16 protein-coding genes and 1 pseudogene are annotated in these 25,410 nt (G+C 70.7%); 8 read left to right on the top strand and 9 right to left on the bottom strand.

What is annotated here, in order from left to right:
• Window position 1 precedes the first annotated feature (1 nt).
• Together ABZT74_RS08135 and ABZT74_RS08130 are read right to left on the bottom strand one after the other, a co-directional pair.
• Entirely contained in the window at window positions 2-889 is an 888-nt protein-coding gene (locus tag ABZT74_RS08135) for an alkaline phosphatase family protein (RefSeq protein WP_356165863.1), read from the bottom strand.
• Between the two features lie 215 nt (window positions 890-1,104).
• Window positions 1,105-1,304, bottom strand: a pseudogene (locus ABZT74_RS08130) (hypothetical protein); the annotation flags it as partial.
• A gap of 114 nt (window positions 1,305-1,418) precedes the next feature.
• Between ABZT74_RS08130 and ABZT74_RS08125 the strand changes: the two are divergent.
• Window positions 1,419-4,424 (top strand): bifunctional [glutamine synthetase] adenylyltransferase/[glutamine synthetase]-adenylyl-L-tyrosine phosphorylase, encoded by a 3,006-nt coding sequence (locus ABZT74_RS08125; protein ID WP_356165860.1) that lies wholly within the window; start codon window positions 1,419-1,421, stop codon window positions 4,422-4,424.
• 134 nt (window positions 4,425-4,558) lie between these two features.
• Here the strand turns inward: ABZT74_RS08125 and ABZT74_RS08120 are convergent, their stop codons facing one another.
• Together ABZT74_RS08120 and ABZT74_RS08115 are read right to left on the bottom strand one after the other, a co-directional pair.
• A complete protein-coding gene (locus ABZT74_RS08120) occupies window positions 4,559-5,419 on the bottom strand; it encodes a phosphatase PAP2 family protein (RefSeq protein WP_355870366.1) in 861 nt (286 codons plus the stop codon).
• 108 nt (window positions 5,420-5,527) lie between these two features.
• Window positions 5,528-6,562 carry a LacI family DNA-binding transcriptional regulator gene (locus tag ABZT74_RS08115; protein WP_355870368.1) on the bottom strand — a complete coding sequence of 345 codons (1,035 nt, stop codon included), beginning with the start codon at window positions 6,560-6,562 and terminating at the stop codon, window positions 5,528-5,530.
• A 467-nt stretch (window positions 6,563-7,029) separates the two neighbouring features.
• Here ABZT74_RS08115 and ABZT74_RS08110 point away from each other — a divergent pair, with 467 nt between their 5' ends.
• The 7 genes from ABZT74_RS08110 to ABZT74_RS08080 all read left to right on the top strand — a co-directional run bounded on the left by ABZT74_RS08110 (window position 7,030) and on the right by ABZT74_RS08080 (window position 19,919).
• Entirely contained in the window at window positions 7,030-8,304 is a 1,275-nt protein-coding gene (locus tag ABZT74_RS08110) for an extracellular solute-binding protein (protein ID WP_356165857.1), read from the top strand.
• 104 nt (window positions 8,305-8,408) lie between these two features.
• On the top strand, window positions 8,409-9,413 hold the full coding sequence (locus tag ABZT74_RS08105) for a sugar ABC transporter permease (RefSeq protein ID WP_356165854.1): 1,005 nt from the start codon (window positions 8,409-8,411) through the stop codon (window positions 9,411-9,413).
• Between the two features lie 13 nt (window positions 9,414-9,426).
• Entirely contained in the window at window positions 9,427-10,335 is a 909-nt protein-coding gene (locus ABZT74_RS08100) for a carbohydrate ABC transporter permease (protein WP_355870376.1), read from the top strand.
• A 254-nt stretch (window positions 10,336-10,589) separates the two neighbouring features.
• Window positions 10,590-12,269 (top strand): glycoside hydrolase family 13 protein, encoded by a 1,680-nt coding sequence (locus tag ABZT74_RS08095; RefSeq protein WP_356165851.1) that lies wholly within the window; start codon window positions 10,590-10,592, stop codon window positions 12,267-12,269.
• A gap of 248 nt (window positions 12,270-12,517) precedes the next feature.
• Window positions 12,518-13,900: an alpha-amylase family protein gene (locus ABZT74_RS08090; RefSeq protein WP_356165849.1), complete on the top strand. Its 1,383-nt coding sequence runs from the start codon at window positions 12,518-12,520 to the stop codon at window positions 13,898-13,900.
• A gap of 138 nt (window positions 13,901-14,038) precedes the next feature.
• Window positions 14,039-19,444, top strand: a complete 5,406-nt coding sequence (gene pulA / locus ABZT74_RS08085) for a pullulanase-type alpha-1,6-glucosidase (protein WP_356433752.1) — start codon at window positions 14,039-14,041, stop codon at window positions 19,442-19,444.
• Between the two features lie 118 nt (window positions 19,445-19,562).
• Entirely contained in the window at window positions 19,563-19,919 is a 357-nt protein-coding gene (locus tag ABZT74_RS08080; RefSeq protein ID WP_356165846.1) for a 5-carboxymethyl-2-hydroxymuconate Delta-isomerase, read from the top strand.
• A 22-nt stretch (window positions 19,920-19,941) separates the two neighbouring features.
• On the opposite strand, the gene ABZT74_RS08075 is transcribed toward ABZT74_RS08080, so the two are convergent.
• From ABZT74_RS08075 to ABZT74_RS08055, 5 genes are all read right to left on the bottom strand, one after another.
• Window positions 19,942-20,643 (bottom strand): TetR/AcrR family transcriptional regulator, encoded by a 702-nt coding sequence (locus ABZT74_RS08075; RefSeq protein WP_356433751.1) that lies wholly within the window; start codon window positions 20,641-20,643, stop codon window positions 19,942-19,944.
• Between the two features lie 57 nt (window positions 20,644-20,700).
• Entirely contained in the window at window positions 20,701-21,753 is a 1,053-nt protein-coding gene (locus tag ABZT74_RS08070; protein ID WP_356433750.1) for a PDR/VanB family oxidoreductase, read from the bottom strand.
• Entirely contained in the window at window positions 21,750-22,670 is a 921-nt protein-coding gene (locus tag ABZT74_RS08065) for a metal-dependent hydrolase (protein WP_356433749.1), read from the bottom strand. Before ABZT74_RS08065 ends, ABZT74_RS08070 begins: the two co-directional genes overlap by 4 nt.
• Window positions 22,671-22,808: 138 nt before the next feature.
• Entirely contained in the window at window positions 22,809-24,737 is a 1,929-nt protein-coding gene (locus ABZT74_RS08060; protein ID WP_356433748.1) for a hypothetical protein, read from the bottom strand.
• A 50-nt stretch (window positions 24,738-24,787) separates the two neighbouring features.
• Complete coding sequence (locus tag ABZT74_RS08055; protein ID WP_356433747.1) at window positions 24,788-25,297, bottom strand: tetratricopeptide repeat protein; 510 nt, start codon at window positions 25,295-25,297, stop codon at window positions 24,788-24,790.
• Between the last annotated feature and the right edge of the window lie 113 nt (window positions 25,298-25,410).

Here is a 25,410-nt window from a genome sequence, read left to right as displayed (position 1 = left end):
GTCAGGACGTCCAGATGCCCGTGATGTCCTTGGCGGAGGCCGCGTTGCCGGCGTGTGTGAGGCCGTGCATGTCCTCCAGCGTGCGGAGCAGGTCGTAGTGGTTGTAGGTGGTCGCCGAGGAGGAGCCCGGGGTCACCTGCTGGCCGTACAGCACGGTCGGGATCTTGTTCCCGGCGAGCCGGTTGTCCTCGTCGAAGGTGACGACGAGGAGGCTGTTGTGGGTCTTGGCCCAGGTGGCGTAGGCGCCGATCTTGTTCTTCAGCCAGGTGTCACCGGTGGACACCGAGCAGTCGTGCATGTCGCTGCACAGGTTCGGGACGACGAAGGAGACCTGCGGGAGCGTCGTGTAGTCCGTGGGGAACTGCGCGAACGTCTTGGCGCTGGACGTGGGCACGTTGCTGAAGCCGAACCAGGGGTTGTGCTTGCGGGCGTAGTCGCCGCTGCTGCAGGTCGTCGAACCCTGGCTGGGCAGCGTCTCGTTGTAGCTGCCCCAGGTCTTGCCCTTGGCGATCAGCTCGGAGGCGAGGTTCGGGGCGGAGGAGAAGCCGGGCGTGTAGCAGCTGTCGTCCGTGATCCCCTGGGTGGAGCCGGAGAACAGGGCGAAGTAGTTGGGCTGGCTCGGGTGCGTCTCCGCGTACGACTGGGAGAGGTTGGCCCCGCCGGTCTTGAGCGAGTTGATGTAGGGGGCGCTGGAGGAGCCGATCACCTGGCTGTACGCGTGGTTCTCGAAGACCACGACCACGACGTGGTCCGGGGTCGGGACGGCCGCCGCTGCGTGCGCGGGGGCCGAGCCGGCGAAGCCGGTCCAGACCCCGGCCGCTGCCGCGGTGAAGGCGAGGGCGGATGCCACGACGGCACGACTGCGGCGGTACACGTTTCTGCCGGGCACTGCAGACCTCCGGTGAGTGGGGGGTGACGACGGGGGCGGTGCGGACAGAGCATGCACACGCCAATATTCCCGGGGCCCACGTCCCTCAACCGGCGGGGTGAAGAGCGGATGAACGACTGCCGTCGGCGCCGCCCGCCGTAAGCCGCGGCCGTCGGCGCCGCCCCCTGTGAGTTGCCGCTGCCGTCGGCGCCCGCTGCCCTGGGCGCCGCCCGCCGTCAGTGCTCGCGGGCGAGTTGGCCGAGGGCCTGGTGGAGCGGCTCAGCCGCCCGCTTGCGGTACTCCTGGACCACCCAGCCTCCCCGAGTTCTCGGCTTCGCTCGAACACGGGGGGACCCCCGTCATCCGGGTCCGCGAAGTGCATGAAGGCGGCACCGTCCTGCGGCGCGTACGCCACCGGCTCGCTGACGCCGAGGCCATCACCTCGCCGTCCCGACCGGCGCGGGGCGCCACCCCGGCACCCGGGGTTACGCTCGCTTCGCACGACCTTGATCCGAAGGCGGTGCGGGGTCCGATCCGACGGGAGGCCGGGATGACGGCGCCGGGGCGCAGGAGCAGTACCTTCACACGGCTGCTGCGGCACGGGTTCACCGATCCCTCGGCGGCCGAACGTCTGCTGGAGGGCCCCGAACTGGCGCCCATAAGAGTCGACCCGGTCCTCCTGGACGCCCTCGGCGCCACCGCCGATCCCGACCTCGCCCTCCTCGGACTCGTCCGGCTCGTCGAGGCGCAGGACGGGGACTCCGCCCGGCGGGAACTCCTCGACACCCTGATCGCCGCCAAGCCGCTGCGGGACCGGCTCCTCGGCGTCCTCGGCGCCTCCGAGGCGCTCGGCGACCACCTCGCCCGGCACCCCCAGGACTGGCAGGTCCTCGTCACCTACGAAGCGCAGGACCTGCACCCCGGCGTCGCGGAGTTCGAGGAGGGGCTCGCCGACGCCGACGACCCCGTCGCCCTGCGCGTCGCCTACCGCCGCTGCCTGCTCTCCATCGCCGCGCGGGACGTGTGCGGCACCACCGACCTCGCCCAGACCGCCGCCGAGCTGGCCGACCTCGCCACGGCGACCCTGCGCGCCGCCCTCGCCATCGCCCGCGCCGCCGCGCCCGAGGACGCCGCGCTGTGCCGGCTCGCGGTGATCGCGATGGGCAAGACCGGGGGACACGAGCTCAACTACGTGTCCGACGTCGACGTCATCTTCGTCGGGGAGGGCACGGAGGGCACCGAGGGTGCGGACGAGTCCAAGGCCGTGCAGGCCGCGACCCGGCTGGCCTCCCACATGATGCGCATCTGCTCCGAGACCACGGTCGAGGGCAGCATCTGGCCGGTCGACGCCAACCTCCGCCCCGAAGGCCGCAACGGCCCGCTGGTGCGCACGCTCAGCAGCCACCTCGCCTACTACCAGCGCTGGGCGAAGACCTGGGAGTTCCAGGCGCTCCTCAAGGCCCGCCCGGTCGCCGGTGACCTCGAACTGGGCAAGGAGTACGTGGCGACGCTGGCTCCGCTGGTGTGGCACGCCGCCGAGCGGGACAACTTCGTCCCCGACGTGCAGAAGATGCGGCGCCGGGTCGTCGAGAACATCCCGGCCGCCGAGATCGAACGCGAGCTGAAGCTCGGACCCGGCGGCCTCAGGGACGTCGAATTCGCCGTGCAGCTCCTCCAGTTGGTGCACGGCCGGGTCGACACGTCGCTGCGCAGCGGCACCACCCTGGACGCCCTGAAGGCACTCGCCACGGGCGGCTACGTGGGCCGCGCCGACGCCGTGCAGCTCGACGAGGCGTACCGCTTCCTGCGCTCGATGGAGCACCGCATACAGCTCTTCCGGCTGCGGCGCACCCACCTGGTGCCGGAGGACGACGCCGACCTGCGGCGGATCGGCAGGTCGCTCGGTCTGCGCGTCGACCCCGTCAGGGAACTGAACCGGGAGTGGAAACGGCACGCCTCCGTGGTGCGCCGTCTGCACGAGAAGCTCTTCTACCGGCCGCTGCTCGACGCCGTCGCCCAACTGGCGCCGGGCGAGACCCGGCTGAGCCCCGGCGCGGCCCGGGAGCGGCTCGTCGCCCTCGGCTACGCCGACCCGGCCGCGGCGCTGCGACACCTGGAGGCCCTGGCGTCCGGGGTGTCGCGCAAGGCCGCCATCCAACGCACCCTGCTTCCGGTCCTGTTGGGCTGGTTCGCGGACTCCGCCGATCCCGACGCCGGTCTCCTCAACTTCCGGAAGGTGTCGGACGCTCTCGGCAAGACCCCTTGGTATCTGCGGCTGTTGAGGGACGAGGGCGCCGCAGCGGAGAACCTCGCCCGGGTGCTCTCCGCGGGGCGGCTCGCCCCCGACCTGCTGCTGCGCGCGCCGGAGGCCGTCGCGCTGCTGGGCGACGGCGAGGCCGGCGGCCTCGAACCGCGCGACCGCGCCCACCTGGAGCAGGAGATCCTCGCCGCGGTACGCCGGGCCGACGGCGGCGAGCAGGCCGTGACCGCCGCGCGCGGGGTGCGGCGGCGGGAACTGTTCCGCACGGCCGCGACGGACATCGTCGCCTCCTACGGCACCGAGGAGACCCCGGCCGTCGCCGACCAGGGAGCACTGGTCGACCTCGTCGGCGGCGCGGTCTCCGACCTGACCGCGGCGACGCTCGCCGGGACGCTGCGGGCCGTGGTGCGCGACAGCTGGGGCGACACCCTGCCCACCCGGTTCGCCGTGATCGGCATGGGCCGCTTCGGCGGCCACGAGCTGGGCTACGGCTCCGACGCGGACGTCCTCTTCGTGCACGAACCCCGCGAGGGCGTCGACGACCAGGAGGCCTCACGGGCCGCGAACGCCGTGGTGTCCGAGATGCGGCGGCTGCTGCAGATCTCCAGCGCGGACCCGCCCCTGCTGATCGACGCGGACCTGCGCCCGGAGGGCAAGTCCGGCCCGCTGGTCCGGACGCTGAAGTCGTACGAGGCGTACTACCGGCGCTGGTCGCTCGTGTGGGAGTCGCAGGCACTGCTGCGGGCGGAGGTCGTCGCGGGTGACGCCGACCTCGGGAGCAGGTTCATCGAGCTGATCGATCCGCTGCGGTACCCGGCGGAGGGGCTGGGCGAGGAGGCCGTCCGGGAGATCCGGCGGCTGAAGGCCCGGATGGAGTCGGAGCGGATGCCGCGCGGCGCCGACCCGACGCTGCACAGCAAGCTCGGGCGGGGCGGCCTGTCCGACGTGGAGTGGACGGTGCAGCTCATCCAGCTCCGGCACGGCTGGGCCGAGCCGGGCCTCAGGACGACCCGGACCAGGGAGGCGCTGGCCGCCGCGTGCGCCGCGGAGCTGCTGTCCACGGAGGACGCGGCCACGCTGGACGAGGCGTGGGTGCTGGCCACCCGGGTACGGAACGCCGTGATGCTCGTACGGGGCCGGGCCGGCGACACCTTCCCCTCCGACGGCCGCGAGCTGGCCGCCGTGGGCCGCTACCTGGGCTACGGCCCCGGCCACGTCGGGGACATGCTCGACGACTACCGCCGCACCACCCGCCGGGCCCGTGCCGTCGTGGACGAGCTGTTCTACGGCGCGTGAGTGGCAGGGCCCCGCGGCGGCGCGCCGTGATCCGCCCGGTCCTGGTGCGCGGGGACCGAGGGCGAAAGTGCCGAAGGGCGGTCACACGACGTGACCGTCCTTCGATCGTGGTGGCCCCCCCGCCGGCGGCTCGGTCAGGTCTTCGCCGGCAGGTTCCGCGCGGTGCCGGTGTCCGGGACCCACTGCGGCAGCCGGTAGGGCAGCGCCCCGTACCAGAGGCGGGCCACCAGGAAGCCGAAGGCGAGGCAGAGCATGCCGCCCACCGCGTCCAGCCAGAAGTGGTTGGCCGTCGCGACGATGACCATGAGGGTGGCCGCGGGGTAGAGCAGGCCGAGGACACGGGCCCAGGGGGCCGAGGCCAGGGCGAAGACCGTCAGGCCGCACCACAGGGACCAGCCGATGTGCATGGACGGCATCGCGGCGTACTGGTTCGACATGTGTTTCAGGTCGCCGGAGGCCATCGACCCCCAGGTCTGGTGGACCGTGACGGTGTCGACGAAGGTCCCGCCGGTCATCAGGCGAGGTGGCGCAAGCGGGAAGAAGTAGTAGCCGAGAAGGGCCACCGCCGTGGTCGCGAAGAGCGCGAGACGGGCGGCCGCGTACCGGCCGGGATGGCGACGGTACAGCCACACGAGAACACCCAGCGTCACCACGAAGTGCAGCGTCGCGTAGTAGTAGTTCATCCCGATGATCAGCCATGTCGCCGAGTTCACGGCGTGGTTCACCGACTCCTCGACGGCGATGCCGAGGTCGTGCTCCAGCCGCCAGATCCAGTCCGCGTTGCGCAGCGCCTCGTGCCTCTGCTCCGGCACGGCGTTGCGGATCAGCGAATAGGTCCAGTAACTGACGGCGATGAGCAGGATTTCGAACCAGAGGCGGGGGCGACGCGGGGCCCGCATACGACGCAGGAGGTTGTGACCCGCCTTCTCCTCCGCGACGGGTTGTGGAGTGGCCTCATTCCGGCCTTCCAGTGTCGTCACGGTCGTCTCACCCATAGGCGCAGAGTCTGCCAGAAAAGCCTTCGACCACCGATCATCCACCGGATGGGTTCGAGTCGCACTTTCTACGCCCAGGGCAGGACTGAAACCCGCAGATCATCCTGCTCAGGGACGAATACGGTCTCCGGGCGCCGAAGCGGTCGAACCGCGCACCACCAGTTCCGGCATGAACACGAACTCGCTGTGCGGCGCGGGTGTCCCGCCGATCTCCTCCAGCAGCGTGCGCACCGCCGCCTGCCCCATCGCCGGCACCGGCTTGCGGATCGTCGTGAGCGGCGGGTCGGTGAACGCGATGAGCGGCGAGTCGTCGAACCCCACGACCGAGACGTCCGTCGGAACCTCCAGACCGCGCTGGCGCGCCGCCCGTATCGCGCCGAGCGCCATCATGTCGCTGGCGCAGACGATCGCCGTGCAGCCGCGGTCCATGAGAGCGCTCGCGGCGGCCTGGCCGCCCTCCAGCGTGTACAGCGAGTGCTGGACCAGTCGCTCCTCGACGTCGGCGGGGAGCAGGCCCAGCTGCTCCTGCATCGTGCGCACGAAGCCCTCGATCTTGCGCTGCACCGGCACGAAGCGCTTGGGGCCGAGTGCGAGCCCGATGCTCGTGTGTCCGAGGGAGGCGAGGTGGGTGACGGCCAGGGCCATCGCCGCGCGGTCGTCCGGGGAGATGAAGGGCGCCTGCACCTTGGGGGAGAAGCCGTCGACGAGGACGAAGGGGACACCCTGACCGCGCAGTTGTTCGTAGCGCTGCATGTCCGCGGAGGTGTCGGCGTGCAGTCCGGACACGAAGATGATGCCCGCGACCCCGCGGTCCACCAGCATCTCGGTCAGCTCGTCCTCGGTGGAGCCGCCCGGGGTCTGGGTCGCGAGGACGGGGGTGTAGCCCTGGCGCGTCAGGGCCTGCCCGATGACCTGCGCGAGCGCGGGGAATATCGGGTTCTCCAGCTCGGGGGTTATGAGGCCCACCAGGCCCTCGCTGCGCTGCCGCAGACGGACGGGGCGCTCGTAGCCCAGTACGTCGAGCGCGGCCAGGACGGACTGGCGGGTGGTCGCGGCGACGCCCGGCTTCCCGTTCAGGACGCGGCTGACAGTCGCTTCACTGACCCCCGCCTGGGCTGCGATGTCGGCAAGCCGTGTGGTCACAGGATTGGACTGTACCGGTCGTGTCCCGCCCTGCCCACCAACCGGACGCCGTGTGCGGGCGGTTGTACGGCCCGCTGCGGGCTGCTGCGTCATCGCGCTCCCTCGTGTTCCGGTCGGATCGGCGTCCCGGGCGTGCGCCGCGGGAAAGGGTGGCTCCTGCAAGGCGCTGACGGCCCGATGATCCCCGTGCGCGACACCCATGGCAAGAGCTTGCAGAGTCTTGCACAGCGGCCCCGAAGTCCGCTGAGCGGCCTCAGAGAAGGGTTTCGGGGTGATGCGGGGGAGGTCACGGCGCCGTAACTCTCGGCAGCTCTTGCACTTTTTTGCTGCAAGGTCTTTCGCGCCGCTTACAACGCTGTTACGTTCACGTCGCCCGGCGGACGCAACGGCGCAGTCGGCAAGTCGGCAAGGGGATCGGGCGGGACCGCATCCCCACCTACTCGGGCTTTCACCCTCAAGGAGATCTCATGCGGCGTGGCATAGCGGCCACCGCGCTGGTGGCGTCCCTCGCCCTCGCGGCGACGGCCTGCGGCGGCAGTGACAGCGGCAGCGACAAGTCGGACGGCCCCACCACCATCACGTGGTGGGACACCTCCAACGCCACCAATGAGGCGCCGACGTACAAGGCCCTGGCCCAGCAGTTCGAGAAGGCCAACCCCGGTATCAAGGTCAAGTACGTCAACGTGCCCTTCGACCAGGCGCAGAACAAGTTCGACACGGCCGCCGGCTCCAAGGGCGCCCCGGACATCCTGCGCTCCGAGGTCGGCTGGACCCCGGCCTTCGCGAAGAAGGGCTTCTTCCTGCCCCTCGACGGCACCGCGGCCCTCGCCGACCAGGCCAAGTTCCAGCCCAGCCTGATCGAGCAGGCCAAGTACGACGGCAAGACCTACGGTGTTCCGCTGGTCACCGACACCCTCGCGCTCGTCTACAACAAGGCGCTCTTCAAGAAGGCCGGCATCACCGAGGCCCCGAAGACCTGGGCCGACCTGAAGACCGACGCCGCGAAGATCAAGTCGAAGACCGGCACGGACGGCTACTGGGGCTCGACCCAGGCCTACTACGCGCAGTCCTTCCTCTACGGCGAGGGCACCGACACCGTCGACGCGAGCGCCAAGAAGATCACCGTGAACTCGCCGGCCGCGCAGAAGGCGTACGGCACCTGGCAGGGCCTGTTCTCCGGCAAGGGCCTGCACAAGGCCGACACCACCGCCGACGCGTACGCCCACATCCAGGACGCGTTCGTCAACGGCAAGGTCGCCGCGATCGTGCAGGGCCCGTGGGAGATCACGAACTTCTACAAGGGCTCGGCCTTCACGGACAAGGCGAACCTCGGGATCGCCACCGTCCCGGCCGGCTCCTCCGGCAAGGCGGGCGCCCCGACCGGCGGCCACAACCTCTCCGTGTACGCGGGTTCGGACAAGGCCCACCAGGAGGCCTCGCTGAAGTTCGTGAAGTTCATGACCTCCGCGAAGTCGCAGGCGACGATCGCGCTCAAGAACTCCACGCTGCCGACGCGTGACGACGCCTACACCGCCGAGGTCAAGGCCGACCCGGGCATCGCCGGCTACCAGACGGTGCTCTCCGCCGCCCAGCCGCGCCCGGCGCTGCCCGAGTACAGCTCGCTGTGGGGCCCGCTCGACACCGAGCTGCCGAAGATCGCGGGTGGCAAGGAGTCCCTGGACAAGGGCCTGAGCAACGCCGAACTGGCGATCGCCAAGCTGGTCCCGGACTTCAGCAAGTGAGCCCGTGTGGCCGCCGGTTCCACGCCCCCGCCGGACGGGGGCACGGATCCGGCGGCCACCGGCTGTGTGCGCCCAACTCCTGATCTTGCAGAAGGTGTCGAACCATGACAGTCGCCATCGACCGAGCGACCGGCAAGCGCCGCGGTGACCGAGCACCGCGTCCCGGCCGGATGCAGCGTCTGAAGCACTCGTACCAGAAGTACTGGTACGCGTACGCGATGATCGCCCCGGTCGTCGTCGTACTCGGCGGATTGGTGCTCTATCCCCTGGTACGGGGCCTCTATCTGACGCTCACGGACGCCAACAGCCTCAACTCGGCCCGCACGATCGGCGTCAACCACATCGACGCCACCTACAAGTTCATCGGCCTCGACAACTACAAGGACATCCTCTGGGGCCCGACGTCGTACGACCGCTTCTGGTCGCACTTCATCTGGACCATCGCCTGGACCGCCCTGTGTGTCGCCCTGCACTACTGCATCGGCCTCGGCCTCGCGCTGCTGCTCAACCAGAGGCTGCGTGGCCGCACCGTCTACCGCCTGATCCTCGTGCTGCCGTGGGCCGTGCCGACGTTCGTCACCGTCTTCGGCTGGCGCTTCATGCTCGCCGACGGCGGCATCGTCAACTCCATGCTGGACGCCGTGCACCTGCCGTCACCCGCGTGGCTGGAGGACACCTTCTGGCAGCGGTTCGCCGCGATCATGGTCAACACCTGGTGCGGTGTGCCGTTCATGATGGTCTCGCTGCTCGGCGGCCTGCAGTCCATCGACGGCACGCTGTACGAGGCCGCCGAGATGGACGGGGCGAACGCGTGGCAGCAGTTCCGCTTCGTCACCCTGCCGGGACTCAGGTCGGTCAGCTCCACCGTCGTGCTCCTCGGTGTCATCTGGACCTTCAACCAGTTCGCGGTGATCTTCCTGCTGTTCGGCAACACCGCCCCGGACGCGCAGATCCTCGTCACCTGGGCCTACTACCTCGGCTTCGGCCAGCAGCCGCGCGACTTCGCGCAGTCGGCCGCCTACGGCGTGCTGCTGCTCGCCATCCTCGTCGTCTTCACCTCCTTCTACCGCCGCTGGCTGAACCGCAATGACCAGCAGCTCGCGATCTGAGGCGGGAGTCTCCATGAGCACCACCACCCTGCGGACGCCGCCGGCCGACCAGGCCCCCGGCCAGGCCGAGCCCGCGCGTCCGGCGCGCAAGCGCGGTGAGCGCGGCCTCGGCGGCAAGCTCGCCTCCCACGGCATCCTGACCGTCGCGAGCCTCGTCGCGCTGTTCCCGATCGCCTGGCTCGTCTTCCTGTCCCTCGGCCCGGACAAGGACGACTACCTGCACCCCGGACGCATCTGGGACACGATGACGTTCGACAACTACTCCTTCGTGCTCCAGCACACGAACTTCTTCGACTGGATGAAGAGTTCGCTCATCGTGTCGCTGGGCACCACGGTGATCGGCGTGATGGTCGCGGCCACCACCGGCTACGCCGTCTCGCGCATGCGCTTCCCCGGCTACCGGAAGTTCATGTGGGTCCTGCTGGTCACCCAGATGTTCCCGATCGCCGTACTGATCGTGCCGATGTACCAGATCCTCTCGGACCTGCAGCTCATCGACTCCTACCTCGGCCTGATCCTCGTCTACTGCTCGACGGCGGTGCCCTACAGCGCCTGGCTGCTCAAGGGGTACTTCGACACCATCCCGTTCGAGATCGACGAGGCCGGCCGCGTCGATGGGCTGAGCCCCTTCGGCACCTTCTTCCGGCTGATCCTGCCGCTCGCCAAGCCGGGCCTCGCGGTGGCCGCGTTCTACAACTTCATCACCGCGTTCGGCGAGGTCGCCTTCGCCTCGACGTTCATGCTGGACGACTCGAAGTACACGTTCGCCGTCGGACTCCAGAGCTTCGTCAGCGAGCACGACGCGCAGCGCAACCTGATGGCCGCGACCGCGGTCCTGGTCGCGATACCCGTGTCCGCGTTCTTCTACCTCGTGCAGAAGAACCTGGTGACCGGACTGACCGCCGGCGGCACGAAGGGCTGACCCGCCAGGGACGCCCCAGAACGCCCGCAGACTCCCGCGCGCCGACGCGCGCGGGTGGCGGCCGCGGTGCCCATCCGACCCCGCCGGTACCGCGGCCGCCTCATCTCCACCCCGACGTCTCCGCCTTCCGTATACCGCCCGACCTCCGCGCCCCGTCACTCCCGGTCTCGCGCGCGGCGGGGGCAGCCCCCACCGAACTCCTCCCCACGACCGGCCGCGCCCGGCCGAGGGGAACGAATCGCATCAAGGACGCCATGAGCCAGCACTCCGCCGACCAGGCCCCGAACTCCGTTCTCGCCACCGTCGCCGCGCACCGCGACTGGTGGCGCGACGCGGTGATCTACCAGGTCTATCCGCGCAGTTTCGCCGACAGCAACGGCGACGGCATGGGTGACCTGGAGGGCGTACGCTCCCGACTCCCGTACCTGCGCGACCTCGGCGTGGACGCCGTGTGGCTCAGCCCCTTCTACGCCTCGCCGCAGGCCGACGCCGGCTACGACGTGGCGGACTACCGTGCCGTCGACCCCATGTTCGGCAACCTCCTGGACGCCGACGCGCTCATCCGCGACGCCCGCGGACTGGGCCTGCGGATCATCGTCGACCTGGTGCCCAACCACTCCTCCGACCAGCACGAGTGGTTCAAGCGTGCCCTGCGCGAGGGGCCGGGCTCCGACCTGCGCGACCGCTACCACTTCCGCCCCGGCAAGGGCGCGGACGGCGAACTGCCGCCCAACGACTGGGAGTCCATCTTCGGCGGTCCGGCCTGGACCCGGGTCACCGAGCCGGACGGCACGCCGGGCGAGTGGTACCTGCACCTCTTCGCGCCGGAGCAGCCCGACTTCAACTGGGAACACCCCGCCGTCGGCGACGAGTTCCGCTCCATCCTGCGGTTCTGGCTCGACATGGGCGTCGACGGCTTCCGTATCGACGTCGCGCACGGCCTGGTCAAGGCGGAGGGCCTGCCGGACCTCGGTGACCACGACCAGCTGAAACTGCTGGGCAACGATGTCATGCCGTTCTTCGACCAGGACGGTGTGCACGAGGTCTACCGGCAGTGGCGCACCATCCTCGACGAGTACTCCGGTGAGCGCATCTTCGTCGCCGAGGCGTGGACGCCGACCATCGAGCGCACCGCCAACTACGTGCGCCCCGACGAGCTGCACCAGGCCTTCAACTTCCAGTACCTGGGCACCCACTGGGACGCGGCCGAGCTGCGTTCGGTGATCGACCGCACCCTCGACGCGATGCGTCCGGTCGGCGCCCCCTCCACCTGGGTGCTGTCGAACCACGACGTGACCCGGCACGCCACCCGGTTCGCCAACGAGCCCGGCCTCGGCACCCAGATCCGTACGGCGGGCGACCGGGAGCTCGGTCTGCGCCGGGCCCGCGCCGCGAGCCTGCTGATGCTGGCGCTGCCCGGCTCCGCCTACCTCTACCAGGGCGAGGAGCTCGGCCTGCCCGACGTCGTCGACCTGCCCGACGAGGTACGCCAGGACCCCGCCTACTTCCGGGGCGCCGGACAGGACGGCTTCCGCGACGGCTGCCGGGTGCCGATCCCGTGGACCCGCGCCGGCTCCTCGTACGGCTTCGGTGACGGCGGCAGCTGGCTGCCGCAGCCCGCCGAGTGGGCGGAGCTGAGCATCGAGGCGCAGACCGGCGCGGCGGGTTCGACCCTGGAGCTGTACCGCGAGGCGCTGGCGGTGCGCCGCGAGCGGCCGGACCTCGGGGCGGGCGACACCGTCGAGTGGCTCGACGCTCCCGAGGGCGTCCTCGCCTTCCGGCGGGGCGAGTTCGTCTGCACCGCGAACACGAGCGGAGTGGCCGTGACCCTCCCGGCGTACGGCCGGGTGCTCGTCGCGAGCGGCGAGGTGACCGTGGAGCGCGACGGCGGGGCGAAGCTGCCCGCCGACACGACCGTGTGGTGGGCAGCCTGACCCTGCCCCGCCACGACTGAGCGGTGCCCCGGTCCTCAAGGACCGGGGCACCGCTTTTTCACGCCCTGAAATCTCTTACGACATCTTGCTGAAACTTGTTGGCAAGAGATACGTTCCGGCACACGCCCGACTGATTTACCGGGCAACTTCCCTCCAGGGCGCCTCACTTGACCCCCCACCGCACACCCCGGCGCCCCGGTCGCAGGCACCCGCACACCCCCACCGCACAACGACGTGCAGGAGATGACATGGCCAAGAGAACTCTTGCCACCGCGCTCGCACTCGCCGCCGGAATGGCCGCCTCGGTGGTCCTCCCCGCCGGTACGGCCGAAGCCACCCCGCCCGGCACCAAGGACGTCACCGCCGTCCTCTTCGAGTGGAAATTCGACTCGGTCGCCAAGGAGTGCACCAACACGCTGGGCCCCGCCGGATACGGCTACGTCCAGGTGTCCCCGCCCGCCGAGCACATACAGGGCTCGCAGTGGTGGACCTCGTACCAGCCCGTGAGCTACCGGATCGCCGGGCGGCTCGGTGACGCCACCGCCTTCAAGAACATGGTCACCACCTGCCACGCCGCCGGCGTGAAGGTCGTGACGGACACGGTGATCAACCACATGTCCGCCGGCTCCGGCACCGGCACCGGAGGCTCGTCGTACACGAAGTACAACTACCCCGGCCTGTACTCCTCGTACGACATGGACGACTGCACCGCCAGCATCAGCGACTACACCAACCGCTCCAACGTCCAGAACTGCGAACTCGTCGGCCTCGCCGACCTGGACACCGGCGAGGAGTACGTCCGCTCCACCATCGCCGGATACCTGAACACCCTGCTCGGCTACGGCGTCGACGGCTTCCGTATCGACGCGGCCAAGCACATCCCGGCGGCCGACCTCGCCAACATCAAGTCCCGGCTGACCAACCCGTCCGCGTACTGGAAGCAGGAGGTCATCTACGGCGCCGGAGAGGCCGTCCAGCCCACCGAGTACACCGGCAACGGCGACGTCCAGGAGTTCCGCTACGCCTACGACCTCAAGCGGGTCTTCAACAACGAGAACCTCGCCTACCTGAAGAACTACGGCGAGGGCTGGGGCTATATGAGCAGCTCGAGCGCCGCCGTGTTCGTCGACAACCACGACACCGAGCGCAACGGCTCGACCCTCAACTACAAGGACGGCGCGAACTACACCCTCGCCAACGTCTTCATGCTCGCCTACCCCTACGGCGCCCCCGACATCAACTCCGGCTACGAGTGGTCGAACGTGGACGCCGGACCGCCCAACGGCGGCACGGTGAACGCCTGCTGGCAGGACGGCTGGAAGTGCCAGCACGCCTGGCCCGAGATCAAGTCCATGGTCGCCTTCCGCAACACCACCCGCGGGCAGGCGCTGAGCAACTGGTGGGACAACGGCAACGACGCCATCGCCTTCGGCCGCGGCAGCAAGGGATTCGTCGCCATCAACCACGAGACCTCGTCGCTGAGCCGGACGTACACGACCTCCCTCGCGGCGGGCACCTACTGCAACGTGCAGAACAACACGCAGGTCACGGTGAACGGTTCGGGGCAGTTCACGGCAACCCTGGGCGCCAACACGGCACTCGCGCTCTACGCGGGCAAGTCCAGCTGCTGAAAAGTCTTTCCGCATGTTGCAAGACTCTTGCTGTAAACCTTGCGTGAGCGATACGGTCACGCGGGCGTTCGGCACCGAAGCCGGAACGCAGCGCGGGGTCGGACCCGAGTACGCCGTCATCGCTAGGAGTTCACTGCTGTGGACCTGATACCGAGAGGGTCGGCGCGCCGCTTCGGCCGCCCCCGGCTGCGCGCAGCCGTCCTCGCCGCCGCACTGGCCGTATCGCTCGCGCAACCCCTCGCGGCGCGGGCCGAGACCCCGCCCGCACCCCCGTCCGACGCGAAGCTCGCGGCCGAGCCCGCGCGGCACGACGCCACCCGCGACCAGTTCTACTTCGTGATGCCGGACCGCTTCGCCAACGGCGACACCTCCAACGACGAGGGCGGACTGACCGGTTCACGCCTGTCGACCGGATACGACCCGACCGACAAGGGCTTCTACCAGGGCGGCGACCTCAAGGGCCTCACGAAGCGGCTCGACTACATCAAGGACCTCGGCACCACCGCCATCTGGATGGCGCCGATCTTCAAGAACCAGCCCGTGCAGGGCACCGGCAAGGACGCCTCGGCCGGCTACCACGGCTACTGGATCACCGACTTCACCCAGGTCGACCCGCACTTCGGCACCAACAAGGACCTGGAGAAGCTGATCTCCACGGCCCACGCCAAGGGCATGAAGGTCTTCTTCGACGTCATCACCAACCACACGGCCGACGTCGTCGACTACCAGGAGAAGTCCTACGACTACCTCTCCAAGGGTGCCTTCCCCTATCTGACCAAGGACGGCCGGCCCTTCGACGACGCGGACTACGCGGACGGCGCCCACGGCTTCCCGTCCGTGGACACCGGCTCCTTCCCGCGCACGCCGACGGTGCCCGCCGCGAAGAAGAACGCCAAGGTCCCGTCCTGGCTCAACGACCCGGCCATGTACAGCAACCGGGGCGACTCCACCTACGCGGGCGAGTCCACCACGTACGGCGACTTCTCCGGCCTCGACGACCTGTGGACCGAGCGTCCCGAGGTGGTCAGCGGCATGGAGAAGATCTACGAGCGGTGGGTGCGGGACTTCGGCATCGACGGCTTCCGGATCGACACCGTGAAGCACGTGAACATGGAGTTCTGGACGCAGTGGGCGACCGCCCTCGACGCGTACGCCGCCCGGCAGGGGCGCAAGGGCTTCTTCATGTTCGGCGAGGTCTACTCCGCCGACACATCGGTCACCTCGCCCTACGTCACCGAGGGCCGGCTCGACGCCACCCTCGACTTCCCCTTCCAGGACGCGGCCCGCTCGTACGCCTCCCAGGGCGGCAGTGCGAAGAAGCTGGCGTCGGTGTTCGGGGACGACTACAAGTACACGACCGACAAGGCCAACGCGTACGAGCAGGTCACCTTCCTCGGCAACCACGACATGGGCCGCATCGGGTACTTCCTGGACCAGGACAACCCGAAGGCGACCGACGCCGAACTGCTGAAGAAGGACCGGCTCGCCAACGAGCTGATGTTCCTCAGCCGCGGCAACCCGGTCGTCTACTACGGCGACGAACAGGGCTTCACCGGCTCCGGCGGCGACAAGGACGCCCGGCAGACGATGTTCGCCTCGAAGGTCGCCGACTACCTCGACGACGACGAGATCGGCACCGACCGCACCCACGCGAGCGACGCCTACGACACGAGCGCCCCGCTCTACCGTCAGATCGCGGAACTCTCCCGGCTCCGCAAGGCCAACCCGGCCCTCGCCGACGGCGTCCAGACGGAGCGCTACGCCGCCGACGGAGCGGGCGTGTACGCCTTCTCCCGCACCGACGCGAAGTCCCGCACCGAGTACGTCGTCGCCGTGAACAACGCCGACGAGGCGAAGTCGGCGACCTTCGCGACGGGTTCGGGGGGCATGGACTTCCGTGGCGTCTACGGCACCTCCGCCTCCGTGCGCAGTGACGCAGACAAGAAGGTCACCGTCTCCGTCCCGGCCGGTTCGGCGATCGTCCTCGAGGCCGCGGGCCGGCTCGCCGCCCCCGCGACGAAGCCGACCCTGACCCTCAAGGCCCCCGACGCCGGGGCCACCGGCACCGTCGAGCTCGGCGCCGACGTCACGGGCGGGCAGCTCGACCGGGTCGTCTTCGCCGCCCAGGCCGGCAACGGCTCGTGGCGCACCCTCGGCTCCGCCGACCACGCCCCGTACAAGGTCACCCAGACCATCGGCAAGGACGTGCCGGCCGGAACGCCCCTGCGTTACAAGGCCGTTGTCGTCGACTCGGCGGGCCGCACCGCGAGCGCGACGGCCGCCTCCGTCACCGGCGCCCCGCCGGCCGCGGAGATCCCGACGGCCTCCTCCCGCGACTACGCGATCGTGCACTACAAGCGCACCGACGGCGACTACACCGACTGGCGGCTGTACGCCTGGGGCGACCTCGCCGACGGTGAGGCCACGACCTGGCCGGCCGGCCACGACTTCGTCGGCCGCGACGCCTACGGGGCCTTCGCCTACGTCAAGCTGAAGCCGGGTGCCTCCAGTGTCGGCTTCCTCGTCATCGACAAGGACGGCAACAAGGACGTCGCCACCGACCGCACCATCGACGTCACGAAGACCGGTGAGGTCTGGCTCGAACAGGGCAAGGAACCGGTCCTGACCGAACGGCCCGACTACCCTGCCCAGGACAAGTCCAAGGCCGTACTGCACTACCACCGCGCGGACGGCGACTACACCGGCTGGGGTCTGCACACCTGGACCGGGGCGGCGAGCCCCACGGACTGGACGAAGCCCCTGGAGCCGGTGCGCACCGACGCCTACGGAGCCGTCTACGAGGTGCCGCTCGCCGAGGGCGCGACCAGCCTCAGCTACATCCTGCACAAGGGCGACGAGAAGGACCTGCCCACCGACCAGTCCCTCGACCTGACCGCGAACGGCCACGAGGTGTGGCTGCTGAACGGTCAGGACACGTACCTGCTCCCGCAGCCCGCGGGCAGTGCCGCCGCCCTCGACCTGACCACCTCCAAGGCGGTCTGGATCGACCGGGACACGGTCGCCTGGAACGGCTCCGACGCCGCCGTCTCCACCCAGCTCCTCGCCTCCCGCGACGGCTCGATCGCCGTCAAGGACGGGACGCTGACCAGCGACGACGAGCGATGGCTGCGGCTGGAGAAGACCACACTGACCGACGCCCAGAAGGCCGCGTTCCCGCATCTGAAGACGTACACCGCCTGGTCGGTCGACCCGCGCGACCGCGACCGGGTCCGGGCCTCGCTCGGCGGCCAGCTCGTCGCCTCGCAACGCGCGGCCAACGGCGCGGTGCTGGCGGCCACCGGTGTGCAGACCGCCGGTGTCCTGGACGACCTGTACGACGCGCGCGGCGCGCGCCTCGGACCGGTCTTCCGCGGCGGTGTCCCCACCCTGTCGGTGTGGGCCCCGACCGCGCAGTCGGTGAGCCTCGACCTCGACGGCACCGCCGTCGCGATGCGACGGAACGACACCACCGGCGTCTGGTCCGTCACGGGCAGGCCGTCCTGGAAGGGCAAGCCCTACCGCTACGTCGTGAAGGTGTGGGCGCCGACCGTCGGCAAGCTCGTCACCAACAAGGTCACCGACCCGTACTCGGTCGCCCTGACCACCGACTCGGAGCGCAGCCTGGTCGTCGACCTGGACGCCCCCTCCCTCGCCCCGTCCGGCTGGTCCTCGCTGAAGAAGCCCAAGGCCGTCCCGCTGCGGGACGCGCAGATCCAGGAACTGCACGTCCGCGACTTCTCGGTGGAGGACAAGACCGTCCCCGCGAAGGACAAGGGCACCTACCTCGCGTTCACCGACAAGAACAGCGACGGCTCGAAGCACCTGAGGAAGCTGGCCGCGTCCGGCACCTCGTACGTGCACCTGCTGCCGGCCTTCGACCTCGCGACCGTCCCGGAGAAGAAGGCGGACCGGGCGAGCACCGACTGCGATCTGGCCTCCTACCCGGCCGACTCCGAGAAGCAGCAGGAGTGCGTGGCGAAGACCGCCGCGAAGGACGCGTACAACTGGGGCTACGACCCGTACCACTACACGGTCCCCGAGGGGTCCTACGCCACGGACCCCGAAGGCACCGGGCGCACGGTCGAGTTCCGGAACATGGTCAAGTCGCTGAACGAGGACGGCCTGCGGGTCGTCATGGACGTCGTCTACAACCACACCGCCGCGAGCGGCCAGGCCGACACCAGCGTCCTCGACCGGATCGTCCCCGGCTACTACCAGCGGCTCCTCGCCGACGGCAGCGTCGCCAACTCCACCTGCTGCTCCAACACGGCGACCGAGAACGCCATGATGGGCAAGCTCGTCGTCGACTCGATCGTCACCTGGGCCAAGGAGTACAAGGTCGACGGCTTCCGTTTCGACCTCATGGGGCACCACCCCAAGGCCAACATCCTGGCGGTCAGGAAGGCCCTCGACGCGCTCACCCCCGCCAAGGACGGCGTCGACGGCAAGAAGATCGTCCTGTACGGCGAGGGCTGGAACTTCGGTGAGGTCGCCGACGACGCCCGCTTCGTCCAGGCCACCCAGAAGAACATGGCCGGGACCGGGATCGCGACCTTCTCCGACCGCGCCCGCGACGCCGTGCGCGGCGGCAGCCCCTTCGACGAGGACCCGGGAGTCCAGGGCTTCGCTTCCGGCCTGTACACCGACCCCAACTCGTCGTCCGCCAACGGCACACCGGCCGAGCAGAAGGCCCGCCTGCTGCACTACCAGGACCTCATCAAGGTCGGGCTGACCGGCAACCTGGCCGCGTACCGCTTCACCGACTCCGCGGGCAAGGAGGTCAAGGGCTCGGAGGTCGACTACAACGGCCAGCCGGCCGGATACGCCGAGGCACCGGGCGACGCGCTCGCCTACGCCGACGCACACGACAACGAGTCCCTGTACGACGCGCTGACGTACAAGCTGCCCGCGACGACCGGCGCCGCGGACCGGGCCCGGATGCAGGTCCTGGCGATGGCGACGGCCACCCTCTCGCAGGGACCGTCCCTCTCCCAGGCCGGATCCGACCTGCTGCGCTCCAAGTCCCTGGACCGCAACTCCTTCGACAGCGGTGACTGGTTCAACGCCATCCACTGGAACTGCCAGGACGGCAACGGCTTCGGCCGCGGGCTGCCGCCGGCCGCGGACAACGCCGCCAAGTGGCCCTACGCCAAGCCGCTGCTGACGACCGTCTCGGTGGGCTGCGCGCAGATCGACGGCACGTCCGCCGCCTACCAGGACCTGCAGCGCATCCGTACGGGCGAGGACGTCTTCTCGCTCTCCACGGCCGCGCAGGTGCAGTCGAAGCTCTCCTTCCCGCTCTCGGGCAAGGAGGAGACCCCCGGAGTGATCACCGCGCGCCTCGGCGACCTGGTGATGGTCTTCAACGCGACCCCGACGAAGCAGGAGCAGACGGTCGGTTCCGTGGCCGGGACGCCGTACGCGCTGCACCCGGCGCAGGCCAAGGGCGCGGACCCCGTGGTCAAGTCCTCGTCCTACGCGCGGAGTTCGGGCACCTTCACGGTCCCGGCCCGGACGGTCGCGGTGTTCACCCGGACCCCGTAACCGCCCGTCGCACCACCCCACCCCGGCGCTCCGGGGACCGCACCCCAGCCCTGCCCGCCTTCACCGCCGGGCAGGGCTAGGGTGTTCGGGACTTTCCCGCCCGGAACAGGAGCGCCCCATGCCGCAGATCACCGTCGACTACTCCGCGACGCTCGACGACGCCTTCGACCGTCAGGGCTTCGCCCTCGCGCTGCACGACGAGGTGGTCGAGACGGCAGCGGCGAAGATCGGTGCCTGCAAGACGCAGTTCCGCCGCACCGAGGACACCGTGGTCGGCGCGGACACCGCAGGGCACGCCGTCGTGCACGTCACCCTCGGTCTGCTCGCCGGACGGACCGAGGAGGTCAGGGCCCGGCTCGCCGAGGCGACCCTGGAGCTGCTGAGGACCTACGTGAAGCCGGCCGGGGGAGTGGAGCTGCACGCCTCCGCCGAAGTCCGCGACCTCGACCCCTCGTACCGCAAGTTCGAGGCGTAGTCCCCGTCTCCCGCACGCGCCCCTACGGCGCGGGCGGGGTGGCCAGCGAGATGAGCCGGACGGCGAGGTCGGTGAACGGGCCGTCGCCCGGCTCGCCCTCCAGCCCCCGGCGCAGCAGGGCGGCCACCTCGTCGTCGTAGGCCGCGCTCACCGCGGCCAGCGCCGCGAAGTCGTGCACGAGCTGGACCTCCAGCTCGCCGCGCGGGATCCGCCGCCCGTCCAGCCAGATCAACGCGGTCGACTCGACCAGCGAGATCCAGGAGCGGACCACCAGCTCCAGCCGGGCCGGCGGGTTCTGCACGTTCAGATGCGACAGGACCTGGAGGTAGGCGGCCTGCCGGACGGAGTCGACCAGGGCGTTGGTGGTGGACGAGCCGACGGCCGGACCGCCCCGCATCAACGCGGCGAAACCGGGCCCGTGATCGTCGACGAAGTCGAAGAACCGGCGCATCACGCGCAGCAGCCGGGCCCCCAGGGGGCCTTCGTGGGCCTCCACGAAACGGCCCGCGAGATCGTCCGCCGCCCGCTGCAAAGCGGCCTCGTACAAGCTGAGTTTGCCCGGGAAGTAGTGGTACACGAGCGGGCGTGAGATGCCCGCGGCGGAGGCTATCTCGTCGATGGAGACCTCGTCGGGCGAGCGTCGGCTGAACAGTTCGAGGGCGACGCCGATCAACTGCTGCCGTCGCTCCTCGACACCCATCCTGCGGCGTACCCCGGTTGTCATGCGAACACCTTACCGATCGGATCCGGCCCGGAACGGGCCGGTCCGGGCCGCCGGCGCTCACATGTCCAGCACGATGCGCTCCCCTCGCGCGCGGGAGACACAGATCAGCATCGAGTCGTCACGCTCCGCGTCCGTCAGGAGTTCGTCCCGGTGGTCGATCTCTCCCTCCAGGACACGCTGTTGGCAGGTTCCGCAGAACCCCTGCTCGCACGAGTACAGGGTGTCGGGGAACTCCGCGCGGACGGCGGCGAGGACCGTGGAGCCCGCGGGCACGGTCACCGAACGTCCGCTGCGGCGCAGTTCCACCTCGAAGGAACGGTCACCGGATCCGGGTGCCCGGGCCGTGAACCGCTCCAGGTGCAAGGTGCCGCCCTCGGGGAGACGGGCCTCGACCGCGGCCATCAGACCCTCGGGGCCGCAGCAGTAGACCGCCGCGCCCGCGGGAAGGTCCGCGAACAGCGCGTCCAGGTCGGGCAGTCCGTCCTCGTCCTCGGCTGTCACGGTGACCCGCGTACGGTCGAGCTTCTCGATCTCCTCCAGGAACGGCATCGAGGCACGCGTCCGGCCCCCGTAGAGCAGCCGCCAGTCGGCGCCCTCCCCGACGGAGCGCAGCATCGGAAGCACGGGGGTGATGCCGATCCCGCCCGCGACGAACACGTAGGCCGGCGCGTCCCCGAGCGGGAAGCGGTTGCGCGGTCCGCGCACCTCGACCTCCGTGCCCTCCTGGAGCTGCTCGTGCACCTCCCGCGATCCGCCCCGCCCGTCCTCGACCAGCCGGGTCGCGACAGTGTACGAGGAGGCGTCCTCCGGGTCCCCGCACAGCGAGTACTGCCGGACGAGTCCCGAGGGCAGCACCAGGTCGAGATGGGCGCCCGGCTCCCAGGAGGGCAGGTCCGCTCCCTCCAGACGCAGTTGGACGACGCCGTCGGCGACCCGCTCGTGCCGGGTGACCAGCAGCCGCAGCGCCCGCGACCGGGGCCGGCCCGAGACCGGTTCCTCCAGGGCGGGCAGCGGCCACAGCGGCGACGCCCCGATACGGCGCCGCAGGGCCCGGCGGACCAGCAGGGCCGTACCGGCGATCGCGACGACGGTCCGCAGCCTGGGCGTCATGCGGCACCAGCACCCTTCTCGGCGAGCGAGGCCGCAACGGCGGCCGGGGAGGAGGCCAGATAGGCGACGGCCTGTTCGGTGGAGCCTTCCTGCGAGGGGTGGTACGTGCGGCTCAGATAACGGGGGATCGACCGGAGCATGGCGCCGGTGGACGGCAGCACGCCGCGCTTGCCGCCGACGTAGAAGTCCTTGAAGCTCGCGTGGCCGTCCGCCAGGGTCGGGTCGTTCTCCATGAAGAACCGGGCCCCGCGCTGCCACAGGAAGACGAGGGCGCTGAAGGCGGTCGCCCAGGTACGCGCGCGCCGCCGGTAGCTTCCGTCGACGTGCTGGAACAGCTCGAACGCCACCGAGCGGTGCTCGACCTCCTCGGCGCCGTGCCAGCGCAGCAGGTCCAGCATGGTGGGGTCGGCGCCGCGCCGGTCCAGCTCCCGCGCGTTCAGCACCCAGTCGCCGAGGAAGGCGGTGTAGTGCTCGATCGCCGCGATCAGGGCGACCCGCTCCAGCAGCCACCACTTCCGGGCCCGGCCCGGCGGCAGCGTCCGGTCGCCGAGCAGCTTCTCGAAGAGCCAGTCGACCTGCGCGGTGTACGGCGTCGGGTCGAGCCCCAGCTCCTTGAGATGCGGCAGCACCTCATCGTGCGCCTGCGAGTGCATCGCCTCCTGGCCGATGAACCCGATGACGTCCGCGCGCAGCCGCTCGTCGCGGATCAGCGGCAGCACCTGTCGGTAGACGTGCACGAACCACCGCTCACCGGCGGGCAGCAGCAGATGCAGCACGTTGATGGTGTGCGTGGCGAACGGATCGTCCGGCACCCAGTGCAGCGGTGTGTCCTCCCACGAGAACGACACCTTGCGCGCCTTGAGCGCCGTCCACTCGGACTCGACCGGCACCGGCAGCCGGGCCTGCGTGTTAGACATGGCGTCAATGTACTGACGGGTAGGCGCGCGGAGAACCCCTCTGCGCCCACTTATTTACGTACGCGTCAGCAACCGTCGTGCAGAACGACGCCGCCGGCCACCCCGCCCGAGGTGGCCGACAGCGTCGAGGCGTCCGGTTCAGCGCAGTCCGCTGATGCCCCGGCCGTCCTCCAGGGTCCCCTTCAACTGGGCCTGCGCCCCCTGCTTCGTCCGAACGGCGAGCAGCGGCCCCTCGGCCGAGCCGCGCACCCCGCCGCTCGCCGCGACCGACGCCGTGTCCTTGGTGCCGGCGGCGAGCAGGTACCAGGACCCCGCGCCCGACTTCCACAGCACACCGGCCAGCACGTGCGGGTCGCGGGAGCCGCACGCGGGGGAGTTCTCGGCCTTCGCCGCGACCGCCCCGTACGTCCCGCCGGGGGTGCGGAACTGGGCCAGTACCCGGGTGCCGCCGCCCCGCCAGGTGTCGGCGCGGGTGCACACCCAGGTCGCCGAGCCGCTCGCGTCGGGCAGTGACTGCTGCGCGAACTGCCAGGCGTTCACCGACCGCACGCCCTGCGAGCGCACCGAGGCGAGGGAGCACGCGAAGGGCGCCCAGCTCCGCAGGTTCGCGGCGCCCGTCGTCTCCCGCGGGGCGCCGGGCCGGCCCGCGGTGAGGTGGGCCGGGATCAGCTCCCCGAGGTCACTCAGCAGGCGGCTGCCCGAACCGTCGTCGACCTGGAGCACGTTCCACGACGTGCACGCGCCGGTCTGCGGCGGGCCCGCCAGCGGCGAGGTGGAGCCGTCGGCGGACAGCGTGAGGTCCATCGTGCCGGTGTTCGGCTTCAGCAGGTCGCGCTCGGCGGCCTTCTTCACCCAGGGCGCGGTCAGATAGCGGACGTTGCCGTCGGCGCGGCTCAGCACCACCGCGCTCGCCTCGGCTCCGCTCGCCCCGTCCACCCGGGCGAAGTCCAGGGCCGCGCCGCCCGTGCCGTCCTTCGGCTCGGCGTAGCGGGCGATGCGCAGACCGTCGTAGAGGAGCACCACCCGGGCCTGGTCGACGGTGCCCGCGTACAGCAGCTGGGGCGGTCCGGGCGGGGCGCCCGACGGGGTGCCGGGCGTCGCCGACACCTGGACGGACTCCCCGGGCCTCGCCCACACCGCGAGCGCGCGGCGCAGCAGCCCGGTGTCCTTGACGAGGTCGCCGCGCGCGGGCCACACGGAGAAGTCGGTGCGCGCGGACGACTCCCAGGCGGCGGGCGCCACCCGCTCCAGCCGGGCCGGGTTCAACGCGGCCTCGGCGGCCGGGTTCTGCGCGTAGGACGGGGCCGCCGCGCCGTCCGGGCCCCAGCCGTCGCTCGGCAGTCCGAGCAGCGCGCCGCACACGGCCAGCGCGGCGGCGGCCGCGAGGGCGGCCCTCAGGTGCTGCCTGCGCCGCATCAGGTCGGTCGGCCGCGCGTGCAGCGAACAGGGGTCGAACTCCGGGGAGGCGAGCAGCGCGTCCCGCGCCTCCACGCCGGCCGCCTCCGTCAGTGCCGCCGCCGGGTCCGCCACGCCCGCGGCCGCCAGCACCTTGCGCAGCTGCGGGTCGGGCACCTTCTCCAGGCCGCGCAGCACGTACGCGGCGCGGGCGGGGCCGGAGAGCGCGGACAGCCGCTGGTCCAGGGCGAGTTCGTCGGCACCGCCGGAGCGGGGGAACAGCCGCAGGCCCCACACCTGGGGGAGCAGCGGCGGCAGCTGGGACCGCTTCGGCCAGGCCCGCCGCTTCAGCGGCAGCCCCGCCTCCAGTGCCGAACGCACCACCTGGAGGCGGACGAACGCGTAGCCGGGGTCGCCGTCACGGCCGCCGCCGCTCTGCTGGGCCGGGATGACCGAGGCGTCGCCGGACGCCCGGCCGCGGGGCAGGGCTCGCTGAGTGAGGGCGTGCGCCGTCAGGACCCGCCGGTTGCGGCCGAGGCTCGGCGGCAGCACCAGATACGCGAGCCGGACCAGCCGCGGGTAGTGCTCGACGAGTGCCGCCTCGGCCTGCTCGACGTCGACGACCGTTCCGGAGGAGGCTGCGGGGCGTTTGGCTACATCCTGTGACTGCACGTTCAGCAAAACGAGCGAACGGGTGGATGGTCACCGGCCCCGCCGGGGGCTCAGGAGCCGGACTCCTCCGGCTCCACCAGCAGGCGGGCGTAGTTCGCCATCGACCGCTGGTAGCGCGGCAGATGAGGGGCCAGAGCGCCGATCACCAGGGCCAGGCCCTCACGTTCGCGGCCGAGATCGGCGAGGCAGAGGGCGAGGCACGCGCGCACCGCGTCGTCCAACTCGTCCGAGGGTGCGACCAGTTCGGGAGTGAGGAGCTTGACGCCCTCGTCCGCCTGTCCGATGTTGCGCAGTGAACTGGAGAGCTGGATCCTGGCGCGCCGCCCCTTGTACCCGCTCAGGCCGCGTGCCAGGGCCTCGCGGTACAGCGGCACGGCCCGGTCGGAGTGGCCCGTGGAGTCCCAGGCGCAGGCCTGCTCGAAGGGGCCGAGGGGGCTGTCCGCGGGCAGTTCGGCGACCAGGACGTCGATCACCGCCCGGAAGTCGGCCTCCCGCTCTTCCTCGTAGCTGTCGAAAGTGGCCCAGGCGGCCGCCGTACGCTCTTCCCAGTCTTCGGTCACGAGGGACACCCTCGCACAGCTGTGCCACCAGCGGTATCGGGTTCCCCACGCGAAAACGGCGTCCCGTTGAGCATGGGGCGGCCCGGAGCCGTATCGGAGACAGAGCCCCTGCC

The sequence above is a fragment of the Streptomyces sp. NPDC005302 genome, assembly GCF_040607345.1.
Taxonomy (GTDB): Bacteria; Actinomycetota; Actinomycetes; order Streptomycetales; family Streptomycetaceae; genus Streptomyces.
The sequence above is the reverse complement of the archived record's forward strand: the minus strand, read 5'-3'. Positions and strand labels throughout refer to the sequence as shown.

Coding starts and splice junctions, on each gene's coding strand:
- ABZT74_RS08125 (WP_356165860.1), top strand. CDS start 1,419: ATGACGGCGCCGGGGCGCAGGAGCAGTACCTTCACACGGCTGCTGCGG.
- ABZT74_RS08120 (WP_355870366.1), bottom strand. CDS start 5,419: ATGGGTGAGACGACCGTGACGACACTGGAAGGCCGGAATGAGGCCACT.
- ABZT74_RS08110 (WP_356165857.1), top strand. CDS start 7,030: ATGCGGCGTGGCATAGCGGCCACCGCGCTGGTGGCGTCCCTCGCCCTC.
- ABZT74_RS08105 (WP_356165854.1), top strand. CDS start 8,409: ATGACAGTCGCCATCGACCGAGCGACCGGCAAGCGCCGCGGTGACCGA.
- ABZT74_RS08100 (WP_355870376.1), top strand. CDS start 9,427: ATGAGCACCACCACCCTGCGGACGCCGCCGGCCGACCAGGCCCCCGGC.
- ABZT74_RS08095 (WP_356165851.1), top strand. CDS start 10,590: ATGAGCCAGCACTCCGCCGACCAGGCCCCGAACTCCGTTCTCGCCACC.
- ABZT74_RS08090 (WP_356165849.1), top strand. CDS start 12,518: ATGGCCAAGAGAACTCTTGCCACCGCGCTCGCACTCGCCGCCGGAATG.
- ABZT74_RS08080 (WP_356165846.1), top strand. CDS start 19,563: ATGCCGCAGATCACCGTCGACTACTCCGCGACGCTCGACGACGCCTTC.
- ABZT74_RS08075 (WP_356433751.1), bottom strand. CDS start 20,643: ATGACAACCGGGGTACGCCGCAGGATGGGTGTCGAGGAGCGACGGCAG.
- ABZT74_RS08070 (WP_356433750.1), bottom strand. CDS start 21,753: ATGACGCCCAGGCTGCGGACCGTCGTCGCGATCGCCGGTACGGCCCTG.
- ABZT74_RS08065 (WP_356433749.1), bottom strand. CDS start 22,670: ATGTCTAACACGCAGGCCCGGCTGCCGGTGCCGGTCGAGTCCGAGTGG.